We start from the raw sequence: 26,164 nt of genomic DNA on the forward strand, positions 1-26,164 counted from the left end.
CACAGGGACACGCTCCATCGCGATCCTCGACTTGATCAAAATCCTCCCACGTGGCCATACAGACGCCACGCTGCCCTCGGCTATACTCCCCAGCATTTCAAGTGCCCGAGGTTTTACTGTGAAGAATTGGACATTGCGCCAACGCATCCTGGCGAGTTTTGCGGTGATCATCGCCATTATGCTGCTGATGGTGGTTGTCTCTTATTCACGGTTGTTGAAGATCCAGGACAGTGGAGAAAAGGTCCGGACCGACGCGGTGCCGGGGGTGTATTTCAGTTCGATGATCCGTGGTGGCTGGGTCGACAGCTATGTCCTGACCCAACAGATCGTCGGCCTCTCGGGGAACCGGGAAATCACCGCCGAGGACAAGGCCCGCTACCAGGGTTTCGAGCAGCACCTGCGCGAAGAGATACAGAACTACCAGAAGTTGATCCAGAACCCGGCCGACCAAGCCTCGTTCGACGAGTTCGAGGCCTTCCACCTGGCGTTCAATCAGGCGATGGCAAAGGTCCTGGACTTGTACCAGCGCAAGGATTACGAGGGGGCACGGCGGGTGCTGGAGAAAGACCTGACGCCCGCATGGATCGGTGGCCGCGCGCATTTGAATCAAATCATCGAGCGTAATCGCGAACTGGCGGAAAGCGCCACCCAGACCATTGGCGATGCGGTGACGGCGGCCAAGGTCGCCATGGGCCTGTCGTTCCTGGTTGCGCTGATCGTCGCCGTACTGTGCGGGTTGTTGTTGATGCGGGCGATCATGGCGCCGATGAACCGCATCGTCGAGATCCTCGCGATCATGCGCAGCGGCGATCTGAGCGGGCGCCTGAACCTGGCGCGCAAAGACGAATTCGGCGCCGTGGAAACCGGCTTCAACGACATGATGGCTGAACTGACCTCGCTGGTGTCCCAGGCCCAGCGCTCTTCCGTGCAGGTCACCACCTCGGTCACCGAGATCGCCGCCACCTCGCGCCAGCAACAGGCCACGGCCACCGAAACCGCCGCCACCACCACCGAGATCGGCGCGACGTCCCGGGAAATCGCCGCCACCTCCCGGGACCTGGTGCGCACCATGACCGAAGTCTCCACCGCCGCCGACCAGGCCTCGGTGGCCGCCGGCTCCGGCCAGCAGGGCCTGGCGCGCATGGAGGAAACCATGCATTCGGTGATGGGCGCCGCCGACCTGGTGAACGCCAAGCTGGCGATCCTCAACGAGAAGGCCGGCAACATCAACCAGGTGGTGGTGACCATCGTCAAAGTGGCCGACCAGACCAACCTGCTATCCCTCAACGCGGCCATCGAGGCCGAGAAGGCCGGTGAGTACGGGCGCGGTTTCGCCGTGGTGGCCACGGAGGTGCGGCGCCTGGCCGACCAGACCGCCGTGGCGACCTATGACATCGAGCAGATGGTGCGCGAGATCCAGTCCGCGGTGTCGGCCGGTGTGATGGGCATGGACAAGTTCTCCGAAGAAGTGCGCCGGGGCATGGCCGAAGTGCAGCAGATCGGCGAGCAACTGTCGCAGATCATCCATCAGGTCCAGGCCCTGGCCCCGCGGGTGTTGATGGTCAACGAAGGCATGCAGGCCCAGGCCACCGGCGCGGAGCAGATCAACCACGCCTTGGTGCAACTGGGCGATGCCAGCAGCCAGACCGTGGATTCCCTGCGCCAGGCCAGTTCCGCCATCGACGAGCTGAGCCAGGTCGCCGTGGGGCTGCGCAGCGGCGTCTCGCGTTTCAAAGTCTGATGGGCGAAATCGATACCCGGCGTGGCGCCGCACCGACGGCCCGCCAGTCGTTGTTCCTGGTGTTCAGCATCGGCAACGAACGGTACGCCCTGCAGGCCATCGATGTGGTGGAGGTGCTGCCGCGCTTGCCCCTCAAGCCGATTGCCCGGGCGCCGTCCTGGGTGGCGGGGGTGTTTGCCTGGCGCGGCACGATGGTGCCGGTGATCGACCTGTGCGCCCTGACGTTCGGCCAGAATGCCGAGGCCCGGACCAGTACACGGCTGGTGCTGGTGCGTTATCGAAGCGATGGGCAACAAGCCGGGCAAGTGCTGGGATTGATCCTGGAACAGGCGACCGACACCGTGCGTTGTGATCCGGCCGATTTCAAACCCTATGGCCTGGACAATCGGCAGGCGCGGTATCTCGGCCCCGTACGCGAGGATATTCACGGATTGCTGCAATGGGTGCGGGTCAATGACCTGCTCGACGAGTCCGTTCGGGCGCTGCTGTTTCCTGCGCCGCCGCTGGACCTCGACGACCTCGGGGCAACGCCATGAACGACGATCAGCGTTTTTTCGATTTTCTCAAGGAGCGCATCGGCCTCGATGTGACCTCCGTCGGCACCGCGATCATCGAGCGGGCCGTGCGCCAACGGATCAGTGCCGTACCCGGGCGAACCGCTGATGAGTATTGGCAGGCCCTGCAGCATTCGGCCCCGGAGCAGCAGGCGCTGATCGAAGCGGTTATCGTCCCGGAGACCTGGTTCTTCCGCTATCCGGAATCCTTCGCGACCCTCGCCAGGCTGGCCGTCAAGCGCCTGGCCGAGATCAAGCACCTGCGTGCGCTGCGCATTCTCAGCTTGCCGTGCTCCACGGGCGAAGAGCCATATTCCATCGCCATGGCCTTGCTCGACGCGGGGCTGGGGCCACATCAGTTCAAGGTCGACGGCCTGGACGTCAGCCCGCTGTCGGTGGCGCGGGCCAAGGACGCGCGCTACGGCAAAAACTCCTTCCGTGGCGCCGACCTGGGTTTTCGCGAACGGCATTTCGACGTCGCGGACGAGGGTTACCGCCTCAGCGAACGGGTGCGTGAACAGGTGCGCTTGCAGGTGGGCAACCTGCTGGATCCGGCCTTGCTGGTGAACGAGGCACCTTACGATTTTGTGTTCTGTCGCAACTTGCTGATCTATTTCGACCAGCCGACCCAGCAGCAGGTGTTCGAGGTGCTCAAGCGCCTGACTCATCAGGAAGGCGTGCTGTTTATCGGCCCCGCCGAGGGCAGCTTGCTGGGACGCCTGGGCATGCGCTCGATCGGGATAGCCCAATCGTTCGCCTTCAGTCGCCACGGGGCTGTGGAGCCTCAACCGTTGCCGGCGTTGATGCCGCCGCCGTTGCCGGTTCGTCAGCCGCCGCCCCGGGTCGTTGCGCCGGTGATTCGGCCGCGGCCGTTTGCCGCGAACGTCACGCCGATTGCCTCACCCAAGAGCAGCGACGCCGCGACCTTGCTGGCCAATATCGCCGCCCTGGCCAACGGTGGCAAAAGCGCCGAGGCCCGTGCGGCGTGCGAAGAGTATTTGCGCAGCCATGCGCCGAACGCCCAGGTGTTCTATTGGCTGGGCCTGCTCAGCGACATGGCCGGCAGTGCGCTTGAAGCCCAGGGTTTTTATCGCAAGGCGCTTTATCTTGAACCGCAACACGCCGAGGCCCTGGTGCATCTGGCGGCGCTGCTGGCTTCCCAGGGAGACGCGGCCGGAGCCCGTCGATTGCAGGAACGCGCCGCCCGTAGCGGGCGCACGGTAGACAGTGAGCACAAACGATGAGCGGTTCGGCTTCTTACAACGTCACTCATGACGATGCCCAGGCAATCGATGATTGCTGGAACCGCATCGGGGTGCATGGCGATAAATCCTGTCCACTGTTGGTCGAGCATATCCACTGCCGCAATTGCTCGGTGTATTCGGCGGCCGCCACCCGGCTGCTCGACCGTTATACCTTGCCGCAGGATCAACGGGACTTGTCCCTGGCTCCGGTGGACAACGATGTGGTCACGCGCTCGCTGCTGATGTTCCGCCTCGGCGAGGAATGGCTGGGCCTGACGACGCGCAGCCTGGTGGAAGTGGCACCGTTGCAGCCGATCCACTCGTTGCCCCACCAACGCTCACGGGCCTTGCTGGGCGTGGCGAATGTGCGCGGGGCACTGGTGGCCTGTTTGTCGCTGGTGGAACTGTTGGACCTGGAGCCCGGCGCGGCGGTTACCGGTACACGGGTCATGCCGCGCATGTTGATTGTCGCGGCCAAGGGTGGGCCGGTGGTGGTGCCGGTGGATGAGGTGGACGGCATCCACGCTATCGATGAACGCATCCTGGCGAGCGCTTCGCCATCGGCGGGCAAATACACCCGTGGCGTGTTGCCCTACAAAGGCCGCAGCCTGCGCTGGCTGGATGAAGAACAGCTGCTGTCCGCCATGGCCCGGAGCCTGTCATGACCCCTGACCAGATGCGCGACGCCTCATTGCTGGAACTGTTCAGCCTGGAAGCTGAAGCCCAGGTCCAGGTGCTGAGCACTGGCTTGCTGGCGCTGGAGCGCGATCCGACCCAGGCCGAATACCTCGAGTCATGCATGCGCGCGGCGCATTCCCTCAAGGGCGCGGCACGGATCGTCGGGGTGAACGCTGGCGTCAGCGTGGCCCACGTCATGGAGGATTGCCTGGTCGGTGCCCAGGAGCGGCGCCTGGTGCTGGGGGCCGAGCACATCGACGCCTTGTTGCAAGGCACCGACCTGCTGACGCGCATCGCCACGCCGGGCAACAACGTCGGCGCCCCGGATATCGACGCCTATGTGGCGTTGATGGGGCGATTGCTCGACCCCAACGCTGCACAACTGCCAGCGCCGGTACCGACAAGCCTCGAGGTGCCTGTCGACCCCGTCAATATCGAGTTGCTCGTGCCGGAACCGTTCGCGGCACCGGAGCCGGCTTCGAAGAATAAACGGGTCACCGAAGGCGGCGAGCGGGTCTTGCGGGTCACGGCCGAACGCCTCAACAGCTTGCTCGACCTGTCGAGCAAGTCCTTGGTCGAGACCCAGCGCCTCAAACCCTGGCTGGCGACGCTGCAACGGCTCAAGCGCCAGCAAGGCACTGGCTTGCGCGCCCTTGAAGAACTGAACGTGCACCTCAAGGACCATGCCCTGAGCCTGCAGGCCCAGGAAGCCCTTGGCGATGCGCGCCGCTTGCTCGCCGAGACCCAGCAGTTGCTGGCGCAGAAAGCCGCCGAGCTGGATGAGTTCGCCTGGCAGGCCAGTCAACGGGCGCAGGTGCTGTACGACACGGCGCTGGCCTGTCGCATGCGGCCGTTCGCCGATGTGCTTTCGGGCCAGGTGCGTATGGTCCGTGACCTGGGCCGCAGCCTGGGCAAACAGGTGCGCCTGGAGATCGAAGGCGAGAAAACCCAGGTCGACCGCGATGTGCTGGAAAAGCTCGAAGCGCCACTGACCCACTTGCTGCGCAACGCCGTGGACCACGGCATCGAAGCCCCGGAGCAACGAGTACTGGCCGGCAAGCCTGCCGAAGGCCTGATCCGCCTGCGCGCCTCTCATCAGGCTGGTCTGCTGGTCTTGGAGTTGGTGGACGACGGCGCCGGGGTGGACCTGGAGCGGGTGCGCCGCAGCATCGTCGAACGCGGTCTTTCCCCTGAGCAAACCGCCGCCAGCCTGAGCGAAGAGGAACTGCTGACCTTCCTGTTCCTGCCCGGTTTCAGCCTGCGCGACAAAGTCACCGAAGTGTCCGGACGCGGCGTCGGCCTGGACGCCGTCCAGCACATGGTCCGGCAGTTGCGCGGGGCGGTGGTGCTGGAGCAGACGGCGGGGGAGGGCAGTCGTTTCCATCTCGAGGTGCCACTGACGCTGTCGGTGGTGCGCAGCCTGGTGGTGGAAGTCGGCAGTGAGGCGTACGCCTTTCCCCTGGCCCACATCGAACGCATGTGCGACCTGGCGCCGGAAGACATCGTCCAGGTCGAAGGGCGTCAGCATTTCTGGCACGAAGGCCGGCATATCGGCTTGGTCGCCGCCAGCCAGTTGCTCGATCGCCCGTCGACGCAGAACGGCGGCCAGACCCTAAAGGTCGTGGTGATCCGCGAGCGCGAGACGATCTACGGGGTGGCGGTGGAGCGGTTCATCGGCGAGCGAACCCTGGTGGTCCTGCCCCTGGACGAACGCCTGGGCAAGGTCCAGGACATTTCCGCCGGGGCCCTGCTCGACGATGGCTCGGTGGTGTTGATTATCGATGTCGAAGACCTGCTGCGCTCGGTGGAAAAATTGCTCGATACCGGGCGCCTGGAGCGCATCGCCCGGCAGAACCAGGCCCAGGCCCCGCGCAAGCGGATCCTGGTGGTGGACGATTCCCTGACCGTGCGCGAGCTGCAACGCAAGTTGCTGCTCAATCGCGGCTATGACGTGGCAGTGGCGGTGGATGGCATGGATGGCTGGAATGCATTGCGCTCAGAGGATTTCGACTTGTTGATCACCGATATCGACATGCCGCGCATGGACGGTATCGAACTGGTGTCGCTGCTGCGGCGCGACAACCGCTTGCAGTCGCTGCCGGTGATGGTGGTGTCCTACAAGGATCGCGAAGAAGATCGTCGCCGTGGCCTCGACGCCGGCGCCGACTATTATTTGGCCAAGGCGAGTTTCCACGACGACGCCTTGCTTGACGCCGTGGTTGAACTGATCGGAGGGGCGCGCGCTTGAAGATCGCCATCGTCAATGACATGCCCCTGGCGGTCGAGGCCCTGCGTCGCGCCTTGGCGTTCGAGCCGGCGCATCAGCTGGTCTGGGTGGCCGTCAACGGGGCCGAGGCGGTGCAGCGCTGCGCCGAATACACCCCTGACCTGATCCTGATGGACCTGCTCATGCCGATCATGGATGGTGTGGAGGCCACCCGGCGGATCATGGCCGACAGCCCCTGCGCTATCGTGATTGTCACCGGGGACAGCCAGCAGAACGTCCACCGGGTGTTCGAGGCCATGGGCCATGGCGCGCTGGATGTGGTCGATACCCCGGCCCTGGGTGTCGGTAATCCGGCGGACGCGGCTGCGCCGCTGCTGCGCAAGATCGCCAACATCGGCTGGCTGATCGGTGAGCGCAACAGGCATGAACGCCCCGCGCCAGCGGCGCAGCGTACGGCGGTGTCGCGCAAGAGCCTGGTGGCCATCGGGTCATCGGCGGGCGGGCCGGCGGCGCTGGAAGTGCTGCTCAAGGCGTTGCCGCGGGACTTTGCCCCAGCGATCGTGCTGGTCCAGCATGTGGACGAGGTGTTCGCCGCGGGCATGGCCGAGTGGCTGGGCAGCGTGTCGGGCCACACGGTGCGCCTGGCCCGGCACGGCGAGACGCCGCAAAGTGGCACGGTGTTGCTGGCCGGGACCAACCATCATCTGCGTTTGTTGAAGGACGGCACACTGGCCTACACCGCCGAGCCGGTGAACGAGATCTACCGGCCCTCCATCGACGTGTTTTTTGAAAGTGTCGCCCATTACTGGAGCGGTGACGCGGTGGGCGTATTGCTCACGGGCATGGGCCGCGACGGTGCGCAAGGGCTTAAACTCATGCGCCAGCAGGGCTATGTGACCATCGCTCAGGACCAGCGCAGCAGCGCGGTGTATGGCATGCCCAAAGCAGCGGCCGCCATCGATGCCGCCGTCCATATTCTTGCCCTGGACGCCATCGCGCCACGGCTGTTGGAGATTGTGACCCCATGAAGAACCCCGCGAGCCTTCCCAGGCCGTCCCCAGGTAAGCCATCATGAATGACCTGCAGCTCGACGATTTCAAGCGCGATGAGAACGCCGCCATGGTCTTGCTCGTCGACGATCAGGCGATGATCGGCGAAGCGGTGCGGCGCGGGCTGTCGAATGAAAAAAACATCGACTTCCATTTCTGCTCCGACCCCCACCAGGCCATCGCCCAGGCGATTCGCATCAAGCCGACGGTGATTCTCCAGGACCTGGTGATGCCCGGCCTCGACGGCCTGAGCCTGGTGCGCGAGTACCGTAACCATCCCGCCACCCGCGATATCCCGATCATTGTCCTGTCCACCAAGGAGGACCCGCTGGTCAAGAGCGCGGCGTTCGCCGCCGGGGCCAACGACTACCTGGTCAAGTTGCCGGACAACATCGAACTGGTGGCGCGCATCCGCTATCACTCGCGTTCCTACATGATGCTGTTGCAGCGCGACGCGGCCTATCGCGCACTGCGGGTCAGCCAGCAGCAGCTGCTCGACACCAACCTGGTGCTGCAACGGCTGATGAACTCCGACGGCCTGACCGGGCTGTCCAATCGCCGGCATTTCGATGAGTACCTGGAGCTGGAATGGCGCCGGGCGATGCGCGACCAGAGCCAACTGTCGCTGCTGATGATCGACGTGGACTACTTCAAGGCCTACAACGACAACTTCGGTCACCTGGAGGGCGACGAAGCCCTGCGCAAGGTCGCCACGGCGATCCGCGAGGCGTGCAGCCGTCCGTCCGACTTGCCGGCCCGCTACGGCGGCGAGGAGTTCGCCCTGGTGCTGCCCGGCACCTCGCCGGGCGGCGCCCGGTTGATGGCCGAGAAACTGCGCCAGAGCGTCGTCGCCTTGAAAATTCCCCATACCACGCCTGACGGCGGCGAGAACCTGACCATTAGCATTGGTGTGTCGACCGTCACGCCGCAGCAAGGTGGCGATTGCCGGCAACTGATCTCGGCGGCGGACAAGGGGCTGTACCTGGCCAAGCACAATGGGCGGAACCGGGTGGGGGTCGAATAACCTTCGGTCGATGATGGACGCTTTTGTGGCGAGGGAGCTTGCTCCCGCTGGGCTGCGCAGCAGGCCTGAAACCAGGCGGCTCGGTGTATCAGATGAGTTGAGTCGTTCCTTTTGGGGCTGCTGCGCAACCCAGCGGGAGCAAGCTCCCTCGCCACGGGGCCGGTGTTGAGCCATATCCCTGAGTTTCATGCCTAAAGCCGCCAGGCGGGCTGCCGCTGGCGCTTGATTACGTTATACTCGCCGGCTTTCAAAAGTTCGCCAACGAGTGCTGCCCGCCATGGAAATCAACCCGATCCTTAACACCATCAAGGACCTGTCCGAGCGCTCCGAAACTATTCGGGGGTATCTTTGACTACGATCAAAAGCATGAGCGCCTGACCGAAGTCAATCGCGAGCTTGAAGATCCGAATGTCTGGAACAACCCTTCGTACGCTCAGGAACTGGGCCGCGAGCGTTCTGCGCTGGCGCAGATCGTCGAGACCCTGGACGAGTTGTCCAGCGGCCTGGCCGATTGCCGCGACCTGCTGGACATGGCTGTCGAAGAGAACGATGAAGGCGCGGTCGGCGATGTCGTCGCCGAGCTGACACGCCTCGACGAGAACCTCGCCAAGCTGGAATTCCGTCGCATGTTCAGTGGCGAGATGGACATGAACAACGCCTACCTGGACATCCAGGCCGGTTCCGGCGGCACCGAGGCCCAGGACTGGGCCAACATCCTGCTGCGCATGTACCTGCGCTGGGCTGACAAGCGCGGTTTCGACGCCACCATCATGGAACTGTCGGCCGGTGAAGTCGCCGGGATCAAGGGCGCCACCGTGCACATCAAGGGCGAATACGCCTTTGGCTGGCTGCGGACCGAGATCGGCGTGCACCGCCTGGTGCGCAAGAGCCCGTTCGACTCCGGCAACCGTCGTCACACCTCGTTCTCGGCCGTGTTCGTTTCGCCGGAAATCGACGACAACATCGAAATCGAGATCAACCCGGCGGACCTGCGCATCGACACCTACCGTTCCTCCGGGGCTGGTGGCCAGCACGTCAACACCACCGACTCGGCGGTACGGATTACCCACGTACCGACCAACACCGTGGTCAGTTGCCAGAACGAGCGCTCCCAGCACGCCAACAAAGACACCGCGATGAAGATGCTGCGGGCCCGCCTGTACGAGCAGGAAGTGCAGAAACGCAACGCGGCGTCCCAGGCGCTGGAAGACACCAAGTCGGACATCGGCTGGGGTCACCAGATCCGTTCGTACGTGCTCGACGCCTCGCGGATCAAGGATCTGCGTACCAGCATCGAACGCAGCGATTGCGACAAGGTGCTCGACGGCGATATCGATGAATACCTGATCGCCAGCCTCAAACAAGGGCTGTAACGCGACACCCATGCGGCGGGCGGGCACGCTTCCATCAAGAAGCGCGGCTCGCCCGCAAACTCCGGCCCGGGCCGGGGGCAACGAACCTGTGATGGAATCCTTAAAGACATGAGCGACCTAGAACTCGACCCGCAAGCCCTGCAACAGGAAGAAAACTCCCTGATCGCCCTGCGCAAGGAAAAGCTTGCTGCCGAGCGCGCCAAGGGCCAGGCCTTCCCCAACGACTTCCGCCGCGACGCCTACTGCGACGTCTTGCAGAAGCAGTATGCGGACAAGACCAAGGAAGAGCTGGCCGAGGCGGCGATTCCAGTCAAGGTGGCCGGGCGTATCATGCTCAATCGTGGTTCGTTCATGGTGATCCAGGACATGACCGGGCGCATCCAGGTCTACGTCAACCGCAAGACCCTGTCGGAAGAAACCCTGGCCGCCGTCAAGACCTGGGACCTGGGCGACATCATTGCCGCCGAGGGCACCCTGGCCCGTTCCGGTAAGGGCGACCTGTACGTCGAGATGACCAGCGTGCGCCTGCTGACCAAGTCCCTGCGCCCGCTCCCGGACAAGCACCACGGCCTGACCGACACCGAGCAGCGCTATCGCCAGCGCTACGTCGACCTGATCGTCAACGAAGACGTGCGCCAGACGTTCCGCGTGCGCTCGCAAGTCATCGCCCACATCCGCAGCTTCCTGATGAAGCGTGACTTCCTGGAAGTCGAGACGCCGATGCTGCAGACCATCCCTGGCGGTGCGGCGGCCAAGCCGTTCGAAACCCACCACAATGCCCTGGACATGGAAATGTTCCTGCGCATCGCGCCGGAGCTGTACCTCAAGCGGCTGGTGGTCGGTGGCTTCGAGAAAGTCTTCGAGATCAACCGCAACTTCCGTAACGAAGGCGTTTCGACCCGGCACAACCCCGAGTTCACCATGCTCGAGTTCTACCAGGCCTACGCCGACTACGAAGACAACATGGACCTGACCGAGGAACTGTTCCGCGAGCTGGCGCAGCTTGTTCTCGGGACTACCGACGTGCCGTACGGCGACAAGGTGTTCCACTTCGGCGAGCCGTTCGTGCGCCTGTCGGTGTTCGACTCGATCCTCAAGTACAACCCTGAGATCACCGCCGCCGACCTGCAGGACATCGACAAGGCCCGCGCCATCGCCAAGAAGGCCGGCGCCAAGGTGCTCGGCTTCGAAGGCCTGGGCAAGCTGCAAGTGATGATTTTCGAAGAGCTGGTCGAGCACAAGCTGGAACAGCCGCACTTCATCACCCAGTACCCGTTCGAAGTGTCGCCGCTGGCCCGTCGCAACGACGAAAACCCAAGCGTGACCGACCGTTTCGAGCTGTTCATCGGTGGGCGTGAAATCGCCAACGCCTATTCCGAGCTCAACGATGCCGAAGACCAGGCCGAGCGTTTCATGGCCCAGGTGGCCGACAAGGACGCCGGCGACGACGAAGCCATGCACTACGATGCCGACTTCGTGCGCGCCCTGGAGTACGGCATGCCGCCGACCGCCGGCGAAGGCATCGGCATCGATCGCCTGGTGATGTTGTTGACCAACTCACCGTCGATCCGGGATGTGATTCTCTTCCCGCACATGCGGCCTCAAGCGTAAGTGCTTCAACTAAAAAGCCGCCTGGAAGGGCGGCTTTTTATTGCCTGTCTGGTACAAGCGTATCAATTGGTTAGTTTTTCAAAGAGCGAGGAAGACCTGTCGTGAATCGTGCAATGGCTTCAGAAGGTGCAGCGGGCGTCGCCACGGCTGTCGCTGAAAGTGTTCAGTACCAGGGCCGCAAGGCCAGCCGACAGGGCAGTGAGCAGCGTCGCCAGGAGATTCTTGATGCGGCCATGCGCATTGTCGTGCGCGATGGCGTGCGTGCGGTGCGTCACCGCGCGGTGGCCGCTGAAGCGGGCGTGCCGCTGTCGGCCACCACGTATTATTTCAAGGACATCGATGACCTGCTCACCGATACCTTCGCCCAGTATGTGGAGCGCAGTGCCGCGTTCATGGCCAAGCTGTGGACCAACAAGGAAGGCCTGCTGCGGGAAATGGTCGCCTACGGGGACGGCAGCGCCGGATCCCGCTCGCAACTGGCGGACGATATGGCACGCCTGGCCGCCGACTATGTGCAGCACCAATTGCACACCCGCCGCGAATACCTGATGGCCGAACAGGCCTTTCGCCAGGAAGCGCTGCTCAACCCCCGACTGGCTGAACTGGTGCGTTCCCATCAACAGATCCTGCTGCAAGGTACCTGTCATATTTTCCAGGTATTGGGCTCGCGTGATCCGCAACAGGATGCCAAAGTGTTGACGGCGATTATCGGACGGATGGAATATCAGGGCTTGCTCAATGGCGCCGAGCCGGTCGCCGATGACGATATGCTCGGCATCCTGACCCGCTACATGCACCTGGTACTGGCGTCGGTGTAATCCCGACGGGTTCACCACAGCTCTTGTGGCGAGGGAGTTTGCTCCCGCTTGAGCGCGCAGCGCTCACCAAAAAAGGGGGCCGCTGCGCAGCCCAGCGGGAGCAAGCTCCCTCGCCACAAAGGCAAGGCGCCACCTGCCATAGGGAGTTCAAATGAAAGCCTGGCGTGCCGTTGTACTGGCCGTGTCGTTGCTGCTGCTCAGTGGCTGCCTGGTGTCGTTCAAGGCGCCGTTGCCTGACAGCGAGGCCGCGCCCGCGGGCCTGCTCGGCCACTGGACCAGCACCAATGCCTGGGGTGAACCGTTGAACCTGGAACTGACGCAGGTCGGCAAGCACCGCTACCAGGCCATCAGCTACTTCAGGGCCAGGCCCCATGAGCGCGAAGCCATTCCCCTGACCGTCTCCCGTCATGGCAGCCGCTGGTACCTGTCGGCCAAGGTGCCGGCCCGCTATGGTGGCCATTTCCTGATCGCCGGTTTCGAATTGACCGATAAACAGGAACTGGTGGTCTACAACCTGGACCTGGAACAGATCAACCAGGCCATCGACCAGAAGCTCCTCAGCGGCCAGCCGAACCAGAGCGAGGAGGGCGAAGGCGTGTTGGTGGACAGCGACATGAACAAGGTTTTCAGCTACCTCGACGACCCGGCCAATTCCGATGTGTTCTCGGAAGCCGTGCGTTACCAGCGACTGGCCAAATCCCAATAATTGCTACAAGCGGACGTTTTTTCACAGGAGTTCCGGGTGGACGATTACCAGCAGACGATACGCACCTTGTCCGATCGCATTGTGCTGGCGCAAACGCCGATTCGCATCCTCGATGCGGTGAAGTGGGACGAGAGCATCCGTAAAGGATTTCTCAAGGCCAAGGGCAAGGAAATGCCTGCGGTGGATCGCGACTATTACCTCAACCGGCCACTGTCCTTCGATTCCAGCAAGGTGAAGCTGGAGTTCCAGAACATCGAGCGCGACATCACCCGACAACTGGGGCAGTTCAACCCGGTTGGCCAGATCATGCGCCGCATGTGCAAGGAATACCGCATGGTGGTGCGCATGCTCGAAGCCCGTGGCACCGAGGATTTCGGGCTGATCTCCCAGGAACTCTATGGCGCGGCCTCCGATGCCTTCCACGCCGGCGACCCGACCTTGGCCGACCTGGGCCTGATGCTTTCCGATTATCTGAATAACATCGATGGCCGTGGCGACCTCAAGGACGAGCCGAAAGTCCTCAGCGCCAAGGAAGCCGTCAACCTGTTGCAACACCGTCTCAACCGGGTGTTCGGCGAAGCCGAGGAAACCATCCGGGTGTTCGAGTCCGATGGCATCGTGGCCGACGCGGCGGCGGGCGCGGACTACATCAAGATCCGCACCGATGCGATGTTCAACGAACGCGATGTGCGGGCGCTGGAGGTCCATGAAGGGCTGGTGCACGTCGGCACCACCCTCAACGGCCTGAACCAGCCGATTTGCACCTTCCTGTCCAAGGGCCCGCCCTCGTCCACGGTGACCCAGGAAGGCCTGGCGATCCTGATGGAAATCATCACCTTCGCCTCCTACCCCAGCCGCCTGCGCAAGCTCACCAACCGCACCCGGGCCATTCACATGGTGGAGGAGGGCGCCGATTTCCTGCAGGTCTTCGAGTTCTTCCGCGAGCAGGGTTTTGAAATGGCCGAAAGCTACGGCAACGCCAGCCGGGTGTTCCGTGGCTCGGTGCCGACCGGGCTGCCATTCACCAAAGACTTGTCCTACCTCAAGGGCTTCATCATGGTTTACAACTACATTCAGCTGGCCGTGCGCAAAGGCAAGCTGGAGCAGGTGCCGCTGCTGTTCTGTGGCAAGACCACCCTGGAGGACATGCGCACGTTGCGCCAGTTGGTGGACGAAGGCCTGGTGGTGCCGCCCAAGTACCTGCCCGAGCAGTTCCGCGACATGAACGCCCTGTCGGCCTGGATGTGTTTCTCCAACTTCCTGAACCACCTGAGCCTGGACCGGATCGAAGCGGACTATTCCAATATCCTTTGAACACAATACCCACCCCCTGTGGGAGCGAGCTTGCTCGCGATAGCATCAGGACAGTCAACACAGCCGTGACTGACATACCGCTATCGCGAGCAAGCTCGCTCCCACAATGGGGTTATGTTTCAACCTTGATCTTGCGAGGTTTCACCGGATGCGAACCCTCGGCATCATGTGCCTGTTGCTGGCCCTGAGCGGTTGCAGCTCACTGCTGTTCTACCCCGAGCACGGCCTGCCGTTTACCCCCGAGCGGGCCAAGCTCGAGTACCGCGACGTCACCCTGACCACCGCTGACGGCCTCAAGCTCCGAGGCTGGTGGCTGCCCGTCAAACCAGGCGTGGAGGTCAAGGGCACGGTGCTGCATTTGCACGGCAACGGCGGCAACCTGGCCTGGCACCTGGGCGGGAGCTGGTGGTTGCCGGAGCAGGGTTATCAGGTGCTGATGGTCGATTACCGGGGGTACGGTGTGTCCGAAGGTGAGCCGAGCCTGCCGGCGATTTACCAGGACATCGACGCCGCGTTCCAATGGCTCGATCAGTCGCCCGAGGTCCAGGGCAAGCCGCTGGTGCTGCTCGGCCAGAGCCTGGGCGGCGCGCTGGCGGTGCATTACCTGGTGGAACATCCACAGCGGCAACGGCAGCTCAAGGCCCTGGTGCTCGATGGCGTGCCGGCCAGTTACCGCGACGTCGGGCGGTTTGCCCTGAGCACATCGTGGCTGACCTGGCCGTTTCAGGTGCCGTTGTCCTGGCTGGTGCCGGACGGTGACAGCGCGATCAGTTCCGTGGCGCAATTGAATGGCGTGCCGAAATTGATCTACCACAGCCTGGACGATCCCATCGTGCCTCTTTCCAACGGCATTCGCCTGTATCAAGCTGCGCCGCCACCGCGGGTTCTGCAATTGACCCGTGGCGGCCATGTGCAGACATTCGCCGACCCGACCTGGCGCACCGTGATGCTGCGCTACCTCGACGACCCCCAGTACTTTGACGGCCTGCGCCGCCTGGGCGAAGTTCCGAACTACCCGAAATCACCCGTTGAATCACCAGAGAACCCGCAATGAGCGAAGAACGTAACGCCATCCCCCTGATCATCACCGGTATCTGCAGCATCCTCGGCACCGTTGCTGTGCTGTGGTACTACGGCTACCTGCACTTCGCCAAGCCCGAGGACGCGTTGCTGCTCAACCAGTTCACCATGCTCAAGACCGTGCCGGGAGAGGACTACAAAGTGTCCCTGGAACCGGCCCCCCAGGTCGCCCAGTGCATCGACGGTGTACTGGTGTTGTTCGACACCGAGCAGAAAGGCCTGACCGGTGTGCTGATCAACGAGAAGAAACGCGCGGTGCGCTGCATGGGCCAGGAGACGCCGCAGAAGCTTCAGCCGTAACAATTCCCTGTGGGAGCGAGCTTGCTCGCGATAGCGGTGGATCAGTCAACACCTATGTCGACTGGCCTGCCGCCATCGCGAGCAAGCTCGCTCCCACAGGGGGATACGACCGGCTCAACTCATTAAAAAGCCCCGCCTGATTGAAGTCAGGCGGGGCTTTTTTGTTGCACTCAGCCGATCAGTTGGCGCTTATGGTCGAGCGCGGGGCCACTGGCTGGTTGTCGTTGGAGATGGTCACTTCCACACGACGGTTCATGGCGCGGCCCGAGACGCTGGTATTGTCAGCCACCGGGAATTCCTTGCCGTAGCCCTGGGTCACGATACGGGCTGGGTCGACGCCCATCTTCACCAGCTCGGTGCGCACGGAGCCCGCGCGGCGTTCCGACAGCGACTGGTTGTAGGAATCCGAACCGGTGCTGTCGGTGTAGCCTTCGATGATCACCTTGCGGTCCGGGTTTTCCTGGAGGAACTGCGCCAGTTTGTTCACATTGACCAGGCCGCTGGAGCGCAGGTCGGACTTGTTGGTGGCGAACAGCACGTCGCCGAAGGTCACCAGGGTGCCGCGTTCGGTCTGCTTGGCGTTCAGGCTGTCCTGCAGTTGCTTGATCTGCGCGTTGCGAGCGTCGAGCAGCGCACGGGCACGTTCGTCGCCGGCGTTTTTCAGCCCGGCTTCGGCGTTGCGCAGGGCGATGGTCTGCTTGGCCACTTCGACGCGCTGGTTGGTCAGGTAGGCCAACTGGTCGACCTTGGCTTCGTCTTCCTTGTCCAGGTAGGCCTTGTCGGCCTTGGCCAGGAAGTCCGCCGCGTCTTTGGTCTCCAGGGCCGCCACTTTAGTCGCCGCCGGGTCGGCCTGCAGACCGTTGTAGTTGGTCCGCGCCTGTTCCAGGTTCGCGTTCGGGTCATGGGAGCAAGCGGCCAGGGCTACGCAGGCAGCGAGCAGGGCGGGCATCATCAAGTGTTTGTGCATCATAGTCTGTCGTCCTTTTATCAATGAGAAGTACGTCGTGGCGTGAACGGTTTACTGAACCTTGTTCATGCCTTCCTGACGCAGTTCCTGAACCCCTTTCTGAGAATCCTTGAGTGCTTGTTCGGCCTTGGCGGCCTGGGCCTTGCGCTCGGCGACGCGGGCATCCCACTCGGCCTGTTCGGCCAGTCGCTTGGCTTCGTCGTACTTCTTGTCATGCATGGCGATTTCGGCTTGCTTCAGTTTGTCCTGGGCCGATTTCATTTCCACCGCGGCGAATTCGGTGCCGCCGGCGCTGACCGCGCTGTTGACCGCCGATTGGGTCACCGCGTACTGCTCGGACGGTGGATTACCGGCGCAACCGGCGAGAATGAAGCTGCTACCGATCGCCAGGGCAGCCAACTTCAAGCCGCGCAGGCCAGTGGATGAGGGTTTGGCAGTGCAGGTATTCATAGGCTTCAACTCCATTGGAAAACTCCTGAGAAAACGACAAATCCATGCTGGGACCGAAGCCGTGACGTCTGGTTTGGCGTTGGCGCCAAGGCGCGTTTATTTAAACAACCGTTCCAGTATGGTTACTCGGTGTGACCCGAGGCGTTTTTCAAAAGTTCAGCGAAGATGGCCATTCGCCAAAAGAATTACTGACTGATCGGTCAGTGGCAGAAAAGCTGAACTTTCAGGGCGCGCAGCGGTATTCCCGGCGTAGGGAGACGTGCGTTTTTTGGGAGGGCGCGCGCGTAGGAGCTGCCGAAGGCTGCGATCTTTTGCCTTTTCGCTTGAGATTCAAGGGCCAGGGAAAAGATCGCAGCCTTCGGCAGCTCCTACAAGATTTGCGCCGTAGGGAAATCAGTGTTTGGATTTGTCGTTCTGCGAGGAAAGTTCGTGCAGATGGCGACGGGACAACGCGAGGAATCGCGGGGTCGGGCCCACATCTTCGTACAGCGGGTCACCTTCTTCGTCGGTGGCCACGACTTGCGAACCCTTGATATAGGGGAAGCTGGCTTCCAGCTCTTCCAGCGCCGCCCCGATCAGCTCGCCCAGCAGCTCCTCGGGCTGGCGCTTGGGGTACATGTCGCAGATCGCTGCCAGGCGCGCGGCGGCTTCCACGTCCAGATGGATCGTGTAGCCGGTCTGGGTCAGGCGACCCTTGGCGTTTTCTTCCCAATGCTGGGCAAGCTCACGAATTTTCATGATGACCTCAATCAGCCTGCTCGTGGCAGGCGCGGTGAGTGACAAGCCGTTGTGTGGCTTACTCATGAGACTAGCTTTGTTGGACAAGGTTTAAAGTCCCTTCGTCGCTTGTCATAAGCGACGGGCATCGGCACTCTTCTAAGCCAAGAGCTGTCCGGACTTTTTTGCTGGAGAAATGCTGATGACCGATATCGATGCCCGCTTGCGCGAGGATGTCCACCTGCTCGGCGAACTGCTGGGCAATACCATCCGCGAACAGTACGGGGACACGTTTCTCGACAAGATCGAGCAGATCCGCAAGGGGGCCAAGGCTGACCGACGCGGCTCCGTGGACGCCGAACTCAGTGCCAGCCTCAACCAACTGAGCGAGGACGAATTGCTGCCGGTGGCGCGCGCGTTCAACCAGTTTCTCAACCTCGCCAACATTGCCGAACAGTACCAACTGATCCACCGTCGCGACGAGTCGCAACCGGCGCCCTTCGAGGCACGGGTCCTGCCCGAGCTGCTCGCCCGGTTGCGGGCCGAGGGCCATGGTGCCGAGGCCCTGGCCCGGCAGTTGGGGCGCCTGGAGATCGAACTGGTCCTCACGGCCCACCCCACGGAAGTGGCTCGCCGTACGTTGATCCAGAAATACGACGCCATCGCCGCGCAATTGGCCGGCCAGGATCACCGCGACCTGACCAGCGCCGAGCGCGCGCAGATTCACGAACGGCTGCAACGCTTGATCGCCGAAGCCTGGCACACCGAAGAGATCCGCCGCACCCGGCCGACCCCGGTGGACGAAGCCAAGTGGGGGTTCGCGGTGATCGAGCATTCGCTGTGGCAGGCCATCCCCAATTACCTGCGCAAGGCCGACCAGGCCCTGCATGCCGCCACCGGCTTGCGTCTGCCGCTGGAGGCCGCGCCGATCCGCTTTGCCTCGTGGATGGGCGGCGACCGTGACGGCAACCCGAATGTCACTGCCGCCGTGACCCGCGAGGTGCTGTTGCTGGCGCGGTGGATGGCGGCGGACCTGTACCTGCGTGACGTCGACCAACTGGCGGCCGAGCTGTCCATGCAAAACGCCAGTGAGGCCTTGCGTGCCCAGGCCGGCGACAGCGCCGAACCGTATCGCGCCGTGCTCAAGCAACTGCGTGAACGCCTGCGCGCCACTCGCAACTGGGCCCACGCCTCCTTGAGTGCCGCCACGCCAGCCAGCGCCGAGGTGCTGCAGCACAACCGCGAACTGTTGGACCCCTTGGAGCTGTGCTACCACTCCCTGCACGAGTGCGGCATGGGCGTGATTGCCGACGGGCCGTTGCTCGATTGCCTGCGCCGGGCGGTGACCTTCGGCTTGTTCCTGGTGCGCCTCGATGTGCGCCAGGACTCGACGCGTCATAGCGCCGCCATGACGGAAATAACCGACTACCTGGGCCTGGGCCGCTATGAGGATTGGAACGAGGAGCAGCGCATCAGCTTCCTGCTCGAGGAACTGAACAACCGGCGCCCGCTGCTGCCGGCCCATTTCAAGCCCTCGGCCGACACCGCGGAAGTGTTGGCGACGTGCCGGGAAGTGGCGGCGGCGCCGGCGGCGTCCCTGGGTTCCTATGTGATCTCCATGGCTGGCGCGGCTTCCGATGTTCTCGCCGTGCAGTTGTTGTTGAAGGACGCCGGCGTGTTGCGGCCGATGCGGGTGGTGCCGCTGTTCGAAACCCTGGCCGACCTGGACAACGCCGGGCCGGTGATCGAGCGGTTGTTGTTGCTGCCCGGCTATCGCTCACGGCTGCAAGGCCCCCAGGAAGTGATGATCGGCTATTCCGACTCGGCCAAGGATGCCGGAACCACGGCGGCGGCCTGGGCACAGTATCGGGCCCAGGAGCGGCTGGTGGACATCTGCCGCGAGCAACAAGTCGAACTGCTGTTGTTCCACGGGCGTGGCGGCACCGTGGGCCGTGGTGGCGGTCCGGCGCACGCGGCGATCCTGTCCCAGCCACCCGGTTCGGTGGCCGGGCGTTTCCGCACCACCGAACAAGGCGAAATGATTCGTTTCAAATTCGGCCTACCGGACATCGCCGAACAGAACCTCAATCTTTACCTCGCCGCGGTGCTTGAAGCGACGTTGCTGCCACCGCCGCCACCCACGCCGCAGTGGCGGGACTTGATGGACGAACTGGCGGCCGACGGCGTGAGTGCCTACCGCGCCGTGGTGCGGGAGAACCCACAATTCGTCGAGTACTTCCGCCAGTCCACCCCCGAGCAGGAACTCGGGCGCCTGCCCCTGGGCAGCCGTCCGGCCAAGCGTCGGGCCGGCGGCATCGAAAGCCTGCGGGCGATCCCGTGGATCTTCGGCTGGACCCAGACCCGCCTGATGCTGCCGGCCTGGCTCGGCTGGGAAACCGCACTGAGCAAGGCCCTGGAGCGCGGCGAAGGTGAGTTGCTGGGGCAGATGCGCGAGCAATGGCCGTTCTTCCGGACCCGCATCGATATGCTGGAGATGGTGCTGGCCAAGGCCGACGCCGATATCGCGCGCTCTTACGACGAGCGTTTGGTGGAACCTGGGCTGCTGCCTTTGGGTGCGCATTTACGCGACCTATTGTCGCAGGCCTGCTCGGTGGTCCTTGGCTTGACCGGTCAGTCGCAGCTACTGGCACATAGCCCAGCCACGCTGGAATTCATTCGCCTGCGCAACACCTACCTCGACCCGTTGCACCTGTTGCAGGCCGAGCTGTTGGCGCGCTCGCGGCAGCAGGATGTGGCCCAGGGCAGCCCCGTGGAACAGGCGTTGCTGGTGTCTGTGGCGGGAATTGCCGCCGGTTTGCGCAATACCGGCTAACATCAGGCAGCGCACCGAAACGGCTCGTCCGGTGTTGCCGGGCGTTGCCTGCAGGGGGAGGGGGCAGGTCGAGCAGGCGACAGTTTGTTGTTCGGTTGCGACGCTCGCCACCCCCTCCGAAGGTCGTATCGGGCGCGGGTTACTCCGACTTTCGGCGGCTTGTGTGGGTCGGGCCTGCTGTGTATCTTGATCAGCCTTTGGCCGTTTGGGCGGTCACGATCCTGTTTTTCGAAGATTGGCCCCACGAGGCGAATCCGAGCGTTTTACATAAAAAAATTGAGGAGCACATCGATGCGCGTCATTCTGCTGGGAGCTCCCGGGGCCGGTAAAGGTACTCAGGCAAAGTTCATCACCGAAAAATTCGGTATCCCGCAAATCTCCACTGGCGACATGCTGCGCGCCGCGGTCAAGGCGGGCACTCCACTGGGCGTTCAAGCCAAGAGCATCATGGATGCCGGCGGCCTGGTGTCGGATGACCTGATCATCGCCCTGGTCAAGGATCGCATCGCTCAACCCGACTGCGCCAATGGCTTCCTGTTCGATGGCTTCCCGCGCACCATTCCCCAGGCTGAAGCCCTGGTGACTGCTGGTGTCGAGCTGGATGCGGTGGTTGAAATTGCCGTCGAAGACGAGGAAATCGTCCAGCGCATTGCCGGTCGACGCGTTCATGAGCCTTCCGGTCGCGTTTACCACACCGTCTACAATCCGCCGAAAACCGAAGGCAAGGACGACGTGACGGGTGAAGACCTGGTGCAGCGCAAGGACGACACCGAAGAAACCGTGCGTCACCGCCTGTCGGTCTACCATTCCCAGACCAAGCCGCTGGTGGATTTCTACCAGAAACTGTCGGCTGCCAATGGCAAGCCGAAGTACAGCCACATCGAAGGTGTCGGTTCGGTTGAAGCGATCACGGCCAAGGTGCTTGCAGCCTTGAGCTGAAAAGTCTGATCAGCTGCATCAACTACGGCCCGCTTGCGGGCCGTAGTTGTTTATACTGGCGCACTTTTTTCCCACCTGATTTACGGACACATCGATGAGCACCTTGCTGGCCCTGGACACCGCGACCGAAGCTTGCTCCGTTGCCTTGCTGCACGACGGCAAGGTCACGAGCCATTACGAGGTGATCCCGCGCCTGCATGCGCAGAAATTGTTGCCGATGATCCAGCGACTGTTGAGCGACGCCGGAACGAGCTTGCAGGCGGTGGACGCGATTGCCTTCGGGCGCGGGCCAGGGGCTTTTACTGGCGTGCGCATTGCCATCGGTGTAGTGCAGGGGCTGGCCTTTGCCCTGGAGCGGCCGGTGTTGCCGGTCTCGAACCTGGCGGTGCTGGCCCAGCGGGCGATGCGTGAGCACGGTGCCCGCCAGGTGGCGGCGGCCATCGATGCGCGTATGGACGAGGTGTACTGGGGCTGCTACTGCGAAACCGACGGCGAGATGCGCCTGGTCGGTTCTGAGGCGGTATTGCCACCCGAGGCCGCGGCGTTGCCAAGCGGGGCCGACGGTGACTGGTTCGGCGCCGGCACCGGTTGGGGTTACGGCGAGCGCATCGCCGTCAGCCTGACCGGCCAGGACGCTACCCTGCTGCCTCACGCCGAAGACCTGCTGGCCCTGGCCCGCTTCGCCTGGGCACGGGGCGAAGCCATTCCAGCCGATGATGCGCAGCCGGTGTACCTGCGAGACAAGGTTGCAACACCCAAGTCCGAGCGGTAACTCGACAGCGACGGGTATTCAAGTGAACACCGTTGTGGCGAGGGAGCTTGCTCCCGCTGGGGCGCGAAGCGGCCCTAAAGTCTCATTCGCACCGTTCTGGTCCAGGTATTGGGGCTGCTTTGCAGCCCAGCGGGAGCAAGCTCCCTCGCCACAAAGTCATTTGCGCCTCCAGAAGTCACACTCAATATTGCCAGTCGTCACTTTTTCGGCCCGTTTTTAAACCTTTTTGACTTTATGTGTTCTAGTTATCACTTGCGCATTTGCGCGGCTGCGAAAGTGCCGCTAAATTGCCATCATTGATACCGAGCATTCTGTTATGCGTATAGACGGCTTTCCATCCCAGTCCTACCCCATCAAGCGTCGGCCTCGTGCGGGTAAAGCCACTGAGCCGGAAAACTTCGATGATATCGAAGGCGACCTGGAGTTTCCGTCCGAGGAGCAACTGGCCGCTCGCGCCGCCAAAGCTTCGGCGCAACGCCTGAGCAATCTTCCCGCCCGTCAGCAAGACATGATTTATCACCGTGCGATGAGCCGCAGTGTCGCCACGGCCCTGGCGAGCTACCTGAGCACCGCCGGCTTCGTCGATTGGGATATGGAAGTGCTGGGACTCGATCTCTACATCTGATGGTCTTGCCTTACTACCTGGGCTGTCCGTCCTGGAGCGAAAACGCCTGGCGCGATTACCTTTATCCCCAGGACGCCAAAAGCACCGACTTCCTCGATCTCTATTCCCAAGTGTTCAATGCCGTGGAAGGCAATACGACCTTCTATGCCAGCCCGTCTGCGGCCACGGTCCAGCGCTGGGCCGACATCATGCCCGAGCACTTCCGTTTCACCGCCAAGTTTCCCGGTGACATCAGCCACAATGGCGATTTGCGCGAGCGCCTGACGGCCACTGAAACCTTCCTGCAATTGCTCAGCCCCCTGGGCGAGCGCGTCGCGCCGTACTGGCTGCAACTGTCCAAGGCCTTCACCCCGAATCGGTTAGCGGAACTGGCAGGGTTCATCGACGCCTTGCAGCGCCCCTTGGCCGTGGAAGTCCGTCACGATGAGTTCTTTGCCAAGGGCGACGCCGAGCGGCGCCTCAATCGGCTGTTGCTCGATCGCGGCGTCGAACGCATCTGCCTTGATCCCCGGGCCTTGTTCAGTTGCACCTCCCTTGATCCCGCCGTGCTTCACGCGCAATCGAAAAAGCCCCGCGTGCCGCCCCGGCCGGCGGCGTTCACGCAATGTCCGCAAGTGCGCTTCATCGGCCATCCGGCGCTGGAAGCCAACGAGCCGTTCCTGACGCCCTGGGTGGAGAAAATCGCCGGTTGGATCGAAGAGGGCCGCACGCCTTACATCTTCCTGCACACTGCCGACAACCGGCTGGCGGCCCGGCTCGCGCAACGCTTTCACGAGCGTTTGATGAGTCGATTGCCTGGCTTGCCGGCCCTGCCTGCGCTATATAGAGAGCCCGCCGCCGAGCAACTGGGTTTGCTCTGAGGCCCACTCCCTCTCTGCTCAGGAGCGAACTACATGGATGCGCAAATTCGTCGAGCCCAGGCGTTCAAGGCCTTGCACGAACGCGAAGGGGCCTTTGTCATTCCCAACCCGTGGGATGCCGGTTCGGCCAGGATGCTGGCCAGCCTCGGCTTTGAAGCCTTGGCGACCACCAGTGCCGGTCACGCCTTTTCCTTGGGCCGACCCGATGGCGCGCTGGGCCTGGAGGACACGTTGGCTAACGTGCGGGCGATTGTGGCGGCCACTGACCTGCCGGTGGCCGTCGACCTGGAGAACGGTTTTGCCGATGCCCCCGAGGATTGCGCGCGTCACCTGCTCCGTGCGGCGCAGGCCGGTGCGGTGGGTGGTTCGATCGAGGATGCCACGGGGCGCGAAGACAGTCCGATCTATTGCTTCGACCATGCCGTGGCGCGGGTCAAGGCCGCCGCCGAGGCCGTGCGCAGCTTGCCGTATCCCTTCCTGCTGACGGCTCGGGCGGAAAACTTCCTGCACGGCAATCTGGATCTGGACGACACCGTTCGCCGCTTGAAGGCTTTCGCGGAGGCGGGGGCCGACGTGCTGTATGCCCCGGGGCTGAGCAGCGCCGGGCAAGTGCTCGCAGTGGTGCAGGCCGTGGCACCGAAACCGGTGAATGTACTGATGTCCGGGGCGCTGGACCTGACCGTCGCGCAGTTGAGCGAGTTGGGCGTCAAGCGCATCAGTGTCGGGTCGGCGCTGGCCCTGGCCGCGTATGACGAGTTCTTCCGCGCCGCCGAGGAAATCCAGGAGCAGGGCACGTTCACCTTCACGCGCCGCTCGATGCCGTTCAAGCAGGCCAACCAATTATTCAAGGGTTGATGCCCGAGGCATTGTCGTGCGGTTTTTGAAAGCTCTTGCGATCGTGGCACTGCTCGTTGGCGTTGCCGTGCTGGCGGTATGGCGTGGCTGGGTGGCGCTGCCGCCCCAATGGAATCCCTGGGCGCCCTTGGACGTCAATCTCGCGCCCAACCTGCTGACCCGCTTCAAACTCATGGCCCTGCGCAACGACCCGCAGCTGTGTGACCAGGCCCTCGCCACCTCGGGGCTGCGTACCGCGCGTCAGGCCGACAGCGGTGCCAATACGACGTGCCCGTTGACCAACGTGTTGAGGGTGCAGGGCGGTGAGGTGGCGCTGAGCAGCAGTTTCCTCGCCAGTTGCCCGCTGGCGGTGGCGTTCGCGCTGTTCGAGCGCCATGGGTTGCAGCCGGCGGCAGTGGCGGCCTACGGGCAGAGAGTGACGCGGGTCGATCACCTCGGCAGTTTCGCCTGCCGCAACATGTACGGTCGCGAGAGCGGTGCGCGTAGCCAGCACGCCACCGCCAGCGCGTTGGATATCGCCGGGTTTCGCCTGGCCGATGGGCGCACGATCAGCGTGCTCAGGGACTGGCCCAAGGACAATGCCGATGCGCGCTTTCTGCGTCAGGCACGGGACGGTGCCTGCGATATGTTCAGTGTGGTCTTGAGCCCGGATTACAACGCGGCGCACCGCAACCATTTTCATCTGGACGTGGGGCCATGGTGGATCTGTCGCTGATCAGGCGGCGATGCGCAGGTTCTGCAGCACGATCGGACGCGCCCAGCGGGTGTCGAAGTCCAGTTGTTTCTGTTGCGCCACCCGTTCTTCTTCCGGGAAAGGTGGGAACGGTTTGTCCAGCAGGTCGAGTTCGAACTCGGCGATTGGCAGATGCAATGGGCGCGGTTGTGGCGCCGGGCCTGGTTCTGGCAGCGGTTGGCCGGCGGCGAGGACGAGTGGGCGAACCCAGTTGCTTTCGAAGGTCTGCTGTTTTTGCTGGGCGGCGATTTCTTCCGGCGGGAAGGGCGGGAAGGGCTTGTCCAGCAGGTCGAGTTCGAATTCGGCGATGGGCAGGAACAGCGGTTCAGGCGGCTTGACCGGCGTTTCGGTCACTTCACAGGTGCGCTGGCTGACGATGTGCGCCAGCAGCTCGGCGCCGAGGGTCGGTTCAACAGCCTCATCGAGGGGCACTGGCTGGTAGCTGCCAGGCGCCGGTGCGTTATCACCCAGTTGATCGGCCAGGGCCCGGGCAAAAAAATCCTGCCACAGGTGACTGACGCCGCTCAGCGCTTGGGTGTTACGCAGGCTGTAATCGCCGTAAGGGGAGATAACGCCTATCGATGTGGATTGAATGTCTGACATTTTTCTCGGTCGACGCTCAGCTCTGGCAAAATGCCGTTCACCGTTGTTATCGGCCGTTTTTGCCGATCCTTAATTTTTTGAGCATGTTTCC

At 63.1% G+C, this 26,164-nt stretch carries 25 protein-coding genes; 21 read left to right on the forward strand and 4 right to left on the reverse strand.

The genetic code is table 11. The features are described 5' to 3' along the window. The first annotated feature begins 118 nt into the window (after positions 1 to 118). From J4E63_RS25560 to J4E63_RS25625, 14 genes are all read left to right on the forward strand, one after another. Positions 119 to 1,741, forward strand: coding sequence for a methyl-accepting chemotaxis protein (locus J4E63_RS25560; protein WP_207283686.1), 1,623 nt, complete (start codon positions 119 to 121; stop codon positions 1,739 to 1,741). Then, positions 1,741 to 2,277 carry a chemotaxis protein CheW gene (locus J4E63_RS25565; protein WP_207283687.1) on the forward strand — a complete coding sequence of 179 codons (537 nt, stop codon included), beginning with the start codon at positions 1,741 to 1,743 and terminating at the stop codon, positions 2,275 to 2,277. Before J4E63_RS25560 ends, J4E63_RS25565 begins: the two co-directional genes overlap by 1 nt. Then, the gene (locus J4E63_RS25570; protein WP_207283688.1) at positions 2,274 to 3,539 is read left to right on the forward strand and encodes a protein-glutamate O-methyltransferase CheR; all 1,266 of its coding nucleotides are present in this window, start codon (positions 2,274 to 2,276) and stop codon (positions 3,537 to 3,539) included. The genes J4E63_RS25565 and J4E63_RS25570 overlap by 4 nt, the downstream gene beginning before the upstream one ends. Next, entirely contained in the window at positions 3,536 to 4,204 is a 669-nt protein-coding gene (locus J4E63_RS25575) for a chemotaxis protein CheW (RefSeq protein WP_207283689.1), read from the forward strand. Before J4E63_RS25570 ends, J4E63_RS25575 begins: the two co-directional genes overlap by 4 nt. After that, positions 4,201 to 6,465: a hybrid sensor histidine kinase/response regulator gene (locus J4E63_RS25580; RefSeq protein ID WP_207283690.1), complete on the forward strand. Its 2,265-nt coding sequence runs from the start codon at positions 4,201 to 4,203 to the stop codon at positions 6,463 to 6,465. The genes J4E63_RS25575 and J4E63_RS25580 overlap by 4 nt, the downstream gene beginning before the upstream one ends. Further along, on the forward strand, positions 6,462 to 7,472 hold the full coding sequence (locus tag J4E63_RS25585; RefSeq protein ID WP_207283691.1) for a chemotaxis response regulator protein-glutamate methylesterase: 1,011 nt from the start codon (positions 6,462 to 6,464) through the stop codon (positions 7,470 to 7,472). Before J4E63_RS25580 ends, J4E63_RS25585 begins: the two co-directional genes overlap by 4 nt. A gap of 43 nt (positions 7,473 to 7,515) precedes the next feature. Continuing rightward, positions 7,516 to 8,517, forward strand: coding sequence for a PleD family two-component system response regulator (locus tag J4E63_RS25590; protein WP_060743078.1), 1,002 nt, complete (start codon positions 7,516 to 7,518; stop codon positions 8,515 to 8,517). Between the two features lie 277 nt (positions 8,518 to 8,794). Further along, positions 8,795 to 9,890, forward strand: a protein-coding gene (gene prfB / locus J4E63_RS25595; protein WP_095963568.1) for a peptide chain release factor 2 whose coding sequence is annotated in 2 segments (ribosomal slippage) — positions 8,795 to 8,866 and positions 8,868 to 9,890 — 1,095 coding nt in all. Because the reading frame shifts where the segments join, the coding sequence is not laid out codon by codon here. Positions 9,891 to 9,998: 108 nt separating this feature from the next. Then, on the forward strand, positions 9,999 to 11,501 hold the full coding sequence (gene lysS / locus J4E63_RS25600) for a lysine--tRNA ligase (RefSeq protein ID WP_060739030.1): 1,503 nt from the start codon (positions 9,999 to 10,001) through the stop codon (positions 11,499 to 11,501). Positions 11,502 to 11,602: 101 nt separating this feature from the next. After that, positions 11,603 to 12,319, forward strand: coding sequence for a TetR family transcriptional regulator (locus J4E63_RS25605; RefSeq protein WP_207283692.1), 717 nt, complete (start codon positions 11,603 to 11,605; stop codon positions 12,317 to 12,319). Between the two features lie 151 nt (positions 12,320 to 12,470). Beyond that, positions 12,471 to 13,025: a hypothetical protein gene (locus J4E63_RS25610; protein ID WP_207283693.1), complete on the forward strand. Its 555-nt coding sequence runs from the start codon at positions 12,471 to 12,473 to the stop codon at positions 13,023 to 13,025. A gap of 36 nt (positions 13,026 to 13,061) precedes the next feature. Then, positions 13,062 to 14,339, forward strand: coding sequence for a flavohemoglobin expression-modulating QEGLA motif protein (locus tag J4E63_RS25615; protein WP_192261555.1), 1,278 nt, complete (start codon positions 13,062 to 13,064; stop codon positions 14,337 to 14,339). Positions 14,340 to 14,487: 148 nt separating this feature from the next. Beyond that, positions 14,488 to 15,393: an alpha/beta hydrolase gene (locus J4E63_RS25620; protein ID WP_207283694.1), complete on the forward strand. Its 906-nt coding sequence runs from the start codon at positions 14,488 to 14,490 to the stop codon at positions 15,391 to 15,393. After that, the gene (locus J4E63_RS25625; RefSeq protein WP_030139524.1) at positions 15,390 to 15,719 is read left to right on the forward strand and encodes a hypothetical protein; all 330 of its coding nucleotides are present in this window, start codon (positions 15,390 to 15,392) and stop codon (positions 15,717 to 15,719) included. The genes J4E63_RS25620 and J4E63_RS25625 overlap by 4 nt, the downstream gene beginning before the upstream one ends. A 178-nt stretch (positions 15,720 to 15,897) precedes the next feature. Here J4E63_RS25625 and J4E63_RS25630 read toward each other — a convergent pair whose 3' ends face one another. The 3 genes from J4E63_RS25630 to J4E63_RS25640 form a co-directional block, all read right to left on the reverse strand. Next, positions 15,898 to 16,686, reverse strand: coding sequence for an OmpA family protein (locus tag J4E63_RS25630; protein ID WP_207283807.1), 789 nt, complete (start codon positions 16,684 to 16,686; stop codon positions 15,898 to 15,900). A 51-nt stretch (positions 16,687 to 16,737) separates the two neighbouring features. Further along, positions 16,738 to 17,151 carry a DUF4398 domain-containing protein gene (locus tag J4E63_RS25635; RefSeq protein ID WP_003198164.1) on the reverse strand — a complete coding sequence of 138 codons (414 nt, stop codon included), beginning with the start codon at positions 17,149 to 17,151 and terminating at the stop codon, positions 16,738 to 16,740. 378 nt (positions 17,152 to 17,529) lie between these two features. Beyond that, a complete protein-coding gene (locus J4E63_RS25640) occupies positions 17,530 to 17,874 on the reverse strand; it encodes a hypothetical protein (RefSeq protein ID WP_003198166.1) in 345 nt (114 codons plus the stop codon). Positions 17,875 to 18,055: 181 nt separating this feature from the next. On the opposite strand from J4E63_RS25640, the gene ppc reads away from it, so the two are divergent. The 7 genes from ppc (at position 18,056) to J4E63_RS25675 (ending at position 25,452) form a co-directional block, all read left to right on the forward strand. Next, complete coding sequence (gene ppc / locus J4E63_RS25645) at positions 18,056 to 20,686, forward strand: phosphoenolpyruvate carboxylase (protein ID WP_103307895.1); 2,631 nt, start codon at positions 18,056 to 18,058, stop codon at positions 20,684 to 20,686. A gap of 291 nt (positions 20,687 to 20,977) precedes the next feature. Next, a complete protein-coding gene (adk, locus tag J4E63_RS25650; protein WP_192261557.1) occupies positions 20,978 to 21,625 on the forward strand; it encodes an adenylate kinase in 648 nt (215 codons plus the stop codon). 94 nt (positions 21,626 to 21,719) lie between these two features. Continuing rightward, positions 21,720 to 22,397, forward strand: coding sequence for a tRNA (adenosine(37)-N6)-threonylcarbamoyltransferase complex dimerization subunit type 1 TsaB (gene tsaB / locus J4E63_RS25655; protein WP_207283695.1), 678 nt, complete (start codon positions 21,720 to 21,722; stop codon positions 22,395 to 22,397). Positions 22,398 to 22,713: 316 nt separating this feature from the next. Then, a complete protein-coding gene (locus J4E63_RS25660) occupies positions 22,714 to 23,022 on the forward strand; it encodes a hypothetical protein (protein ID WP_060739023.1) in 309 nt (102 codons plus the stop codon). Beyond that, positions 23,022 to 23,882 carry a DUF72 domain-containing protein gene (locus J4E63_RS25665; protein ID WP_207283696.1) on the forward strand — a complete coding sequence of 287 codons (861 nt, stop codon included), beginning with the start codon at positions 23,022 to 23,024 and terminating at the stop codon, positions 23,880 to 23,882. Before J4E63_RS25660 ends, J4E63_RS25665 begins: the two co-directional genes overlap by 1 nt. Positions 23,883 to 23,915: 33 nt before the next feature. Further along, positions 23,916 to 24,737 (forward strand): oxaloacetate decarboxylase, encoded by an 822-nt coding sequence (locus tag J4E63_RS25670; RefSeq protein WP_207283697.1) that lies wholly within the window; start codon positions 23,916 to 23,918, stop codon positions 24,735 to 24,737. A gap of 16 nt (positions 24,738 to 24,753) precedes the next feature. Then, positions 24,754 to 25,452, forward strand: coding sequence for an extensin family protein (locus tag J4E63_RS25675; RefSeq protein WP_103307893.1), 699 nt, complete (start codon positions 24,754 to 24,756; stop codon positions 25,450 to 25,452). On the opposite strand, the gene J4E63_RS25680 is transcribed toward J4E63_RS25675, so the two are convergent. After that, complete coding sequence (locus J4E63_RS25680) at positions 25,453 to 26,073, reverse strand: energy transducer TonB (RefSeq protein ID WP_207283698.1); 621 nt, start codon at positions 26,071 to 26,073, stop codon at positions 25,453 to 25,455. Between the last annotated feature and the right edge of the window lie 91 nt (positions 26,074 to 26,164).

The sequence above is a fragment of the Pseudomonas sp. FW300-N2F2 genome, from assembly GCF_017351655.1.
GTDB lineage: Bacteria > Pseudomonadota > Gammaproteobacteria > Pseudomonadales > Pseudomonadaceae > Aquipseudomonas > Aquipseudomonas fluorescens_AA.

Coding starts and splice junctions, on each gene's coding strand:
- J4E63_RS25620 (WP_207283694.1), top strand. CDS start 14,488: ATGCGAACCCTCGGCATCATGTGCCTGTTGCTGGCCCTGAGCGGTTGC.
- adk (WP_192261557.1), top strand. CDS start 20,978: ATGCGCGTCATTCTGCTGGGAGCTCCCGGGGCCGGTAAAGGTACTCAG.
- J4E63_RS25610 (WP_207283693.1), top strand. CDS start 12,471: ATGAAAGCCTGGCGTGCCGTTGTACTGGCCGTGTCGTTGCTGCTGCTC.
- J4E63_RS25565 (WP_207283687.1), top strand. CDS start 1,741: ATGGGCGAAATCGATACCCGGCGTGGCGCCGCACCGACGGCCCGCCAG.
- lysS (WP_060739030.1), top strand. CDS start 9,999: ATGAGCGACCTAGAACTCGACCCGCAAGCCCTGCAACAGGAAGAAAAC.
- J4E63_RS25575 (WP_207283689.1), top strand. CDS start 3,536: ATGAGCGGTTCGGCTTCTTACAACGTCACTCATGACGATGCCCAGGCA.
- J4E63_RS25590 (WP_060743078.1), top strand. CDS start 7,516: ATGAATGACCTGCAGCTCGACGATTTCAAGCGCGATGAGAACGCCGCC.
- tsaB (WP_207283695.1), top strand. CDS start 21,720: ATGAGCACCTTGCTGGCCCTGGACACCGCGACCGAAGCTTGCTCCGTT.
- J4E63_RS25625 (WP_030139524.1), top strand. CDS start 15,390: ATGAGCGAAGAACGTAACGCCATCCCCCTGATCATCACCGGTATCTGC.
- ppc (WP_103307895.1), top strand. CDS start 18,056: ATGACCGATATCGATGCCCGCTTGCGCGAGGATGTCCACCTGCTCGGC.
- J4E63_RS25660 (WP_060739023.1), top strand. CDS start 22,714: ATGCGTATAGACGGCTTTCCATCCCAGTCCTACCCCATCAAGCGTCGG.
- J4E63_RS25680 (WP_207283698.1), bottom strand. CDS start 26,073: ATGTCAGACATTCAATCCACATCGATAGGCGTTATCTCCCCTTACGGC.
- J4E63_RS25580 (WP_207283690.1), top strand. CDS start 4,201: ATGACCCCTGACCAGATGCGCGACGCCTCATTGCTGGAACTGTTCAGC.
- J4E63_RS25630 (WP_207283807.1), bottom strand. CDS start 16,686: ATGCACAAACACTTGATGATGCCCGCCCTGCTCGCTGCCTGCGTAGCC.
- J4E63_RS25640 (WP_003198166.1), bottom strand. CDS start 17,874: ATGAAAATTCGTGAGCTTGCCCAGCATTGGGAAGAAAACGCCAAGGGT.
- J4E63_RS25635 (WP_003198164.1), bottom strand. CDS start 17,151: ATGGAGTTGAAGCCTATGAATACCTGCACTGCCAAACCCTCATCCACT.
- J4E63_RS25665 (WP_207283696.1), top strand. CDS start 23,022: ATGGTCTTGCCTTACTACCTGGGCTGTCCGTCCTGGAGCGAAAACGCC.
- J4E63_RS25670 (WP_207283697.1), top strand. CDS start 23,916: ATGGATGCGCAAATTCGTCGAGCCCAGGCGTTCAAGGCCTTGCACGAA.
- J4E63_RS25570 (WP_207283688.1), top strand. CDS start 2,274: ATGAACGACGATCAGCGTTTTTTCGATTTTCTCAAGGAGCGCATCGGC.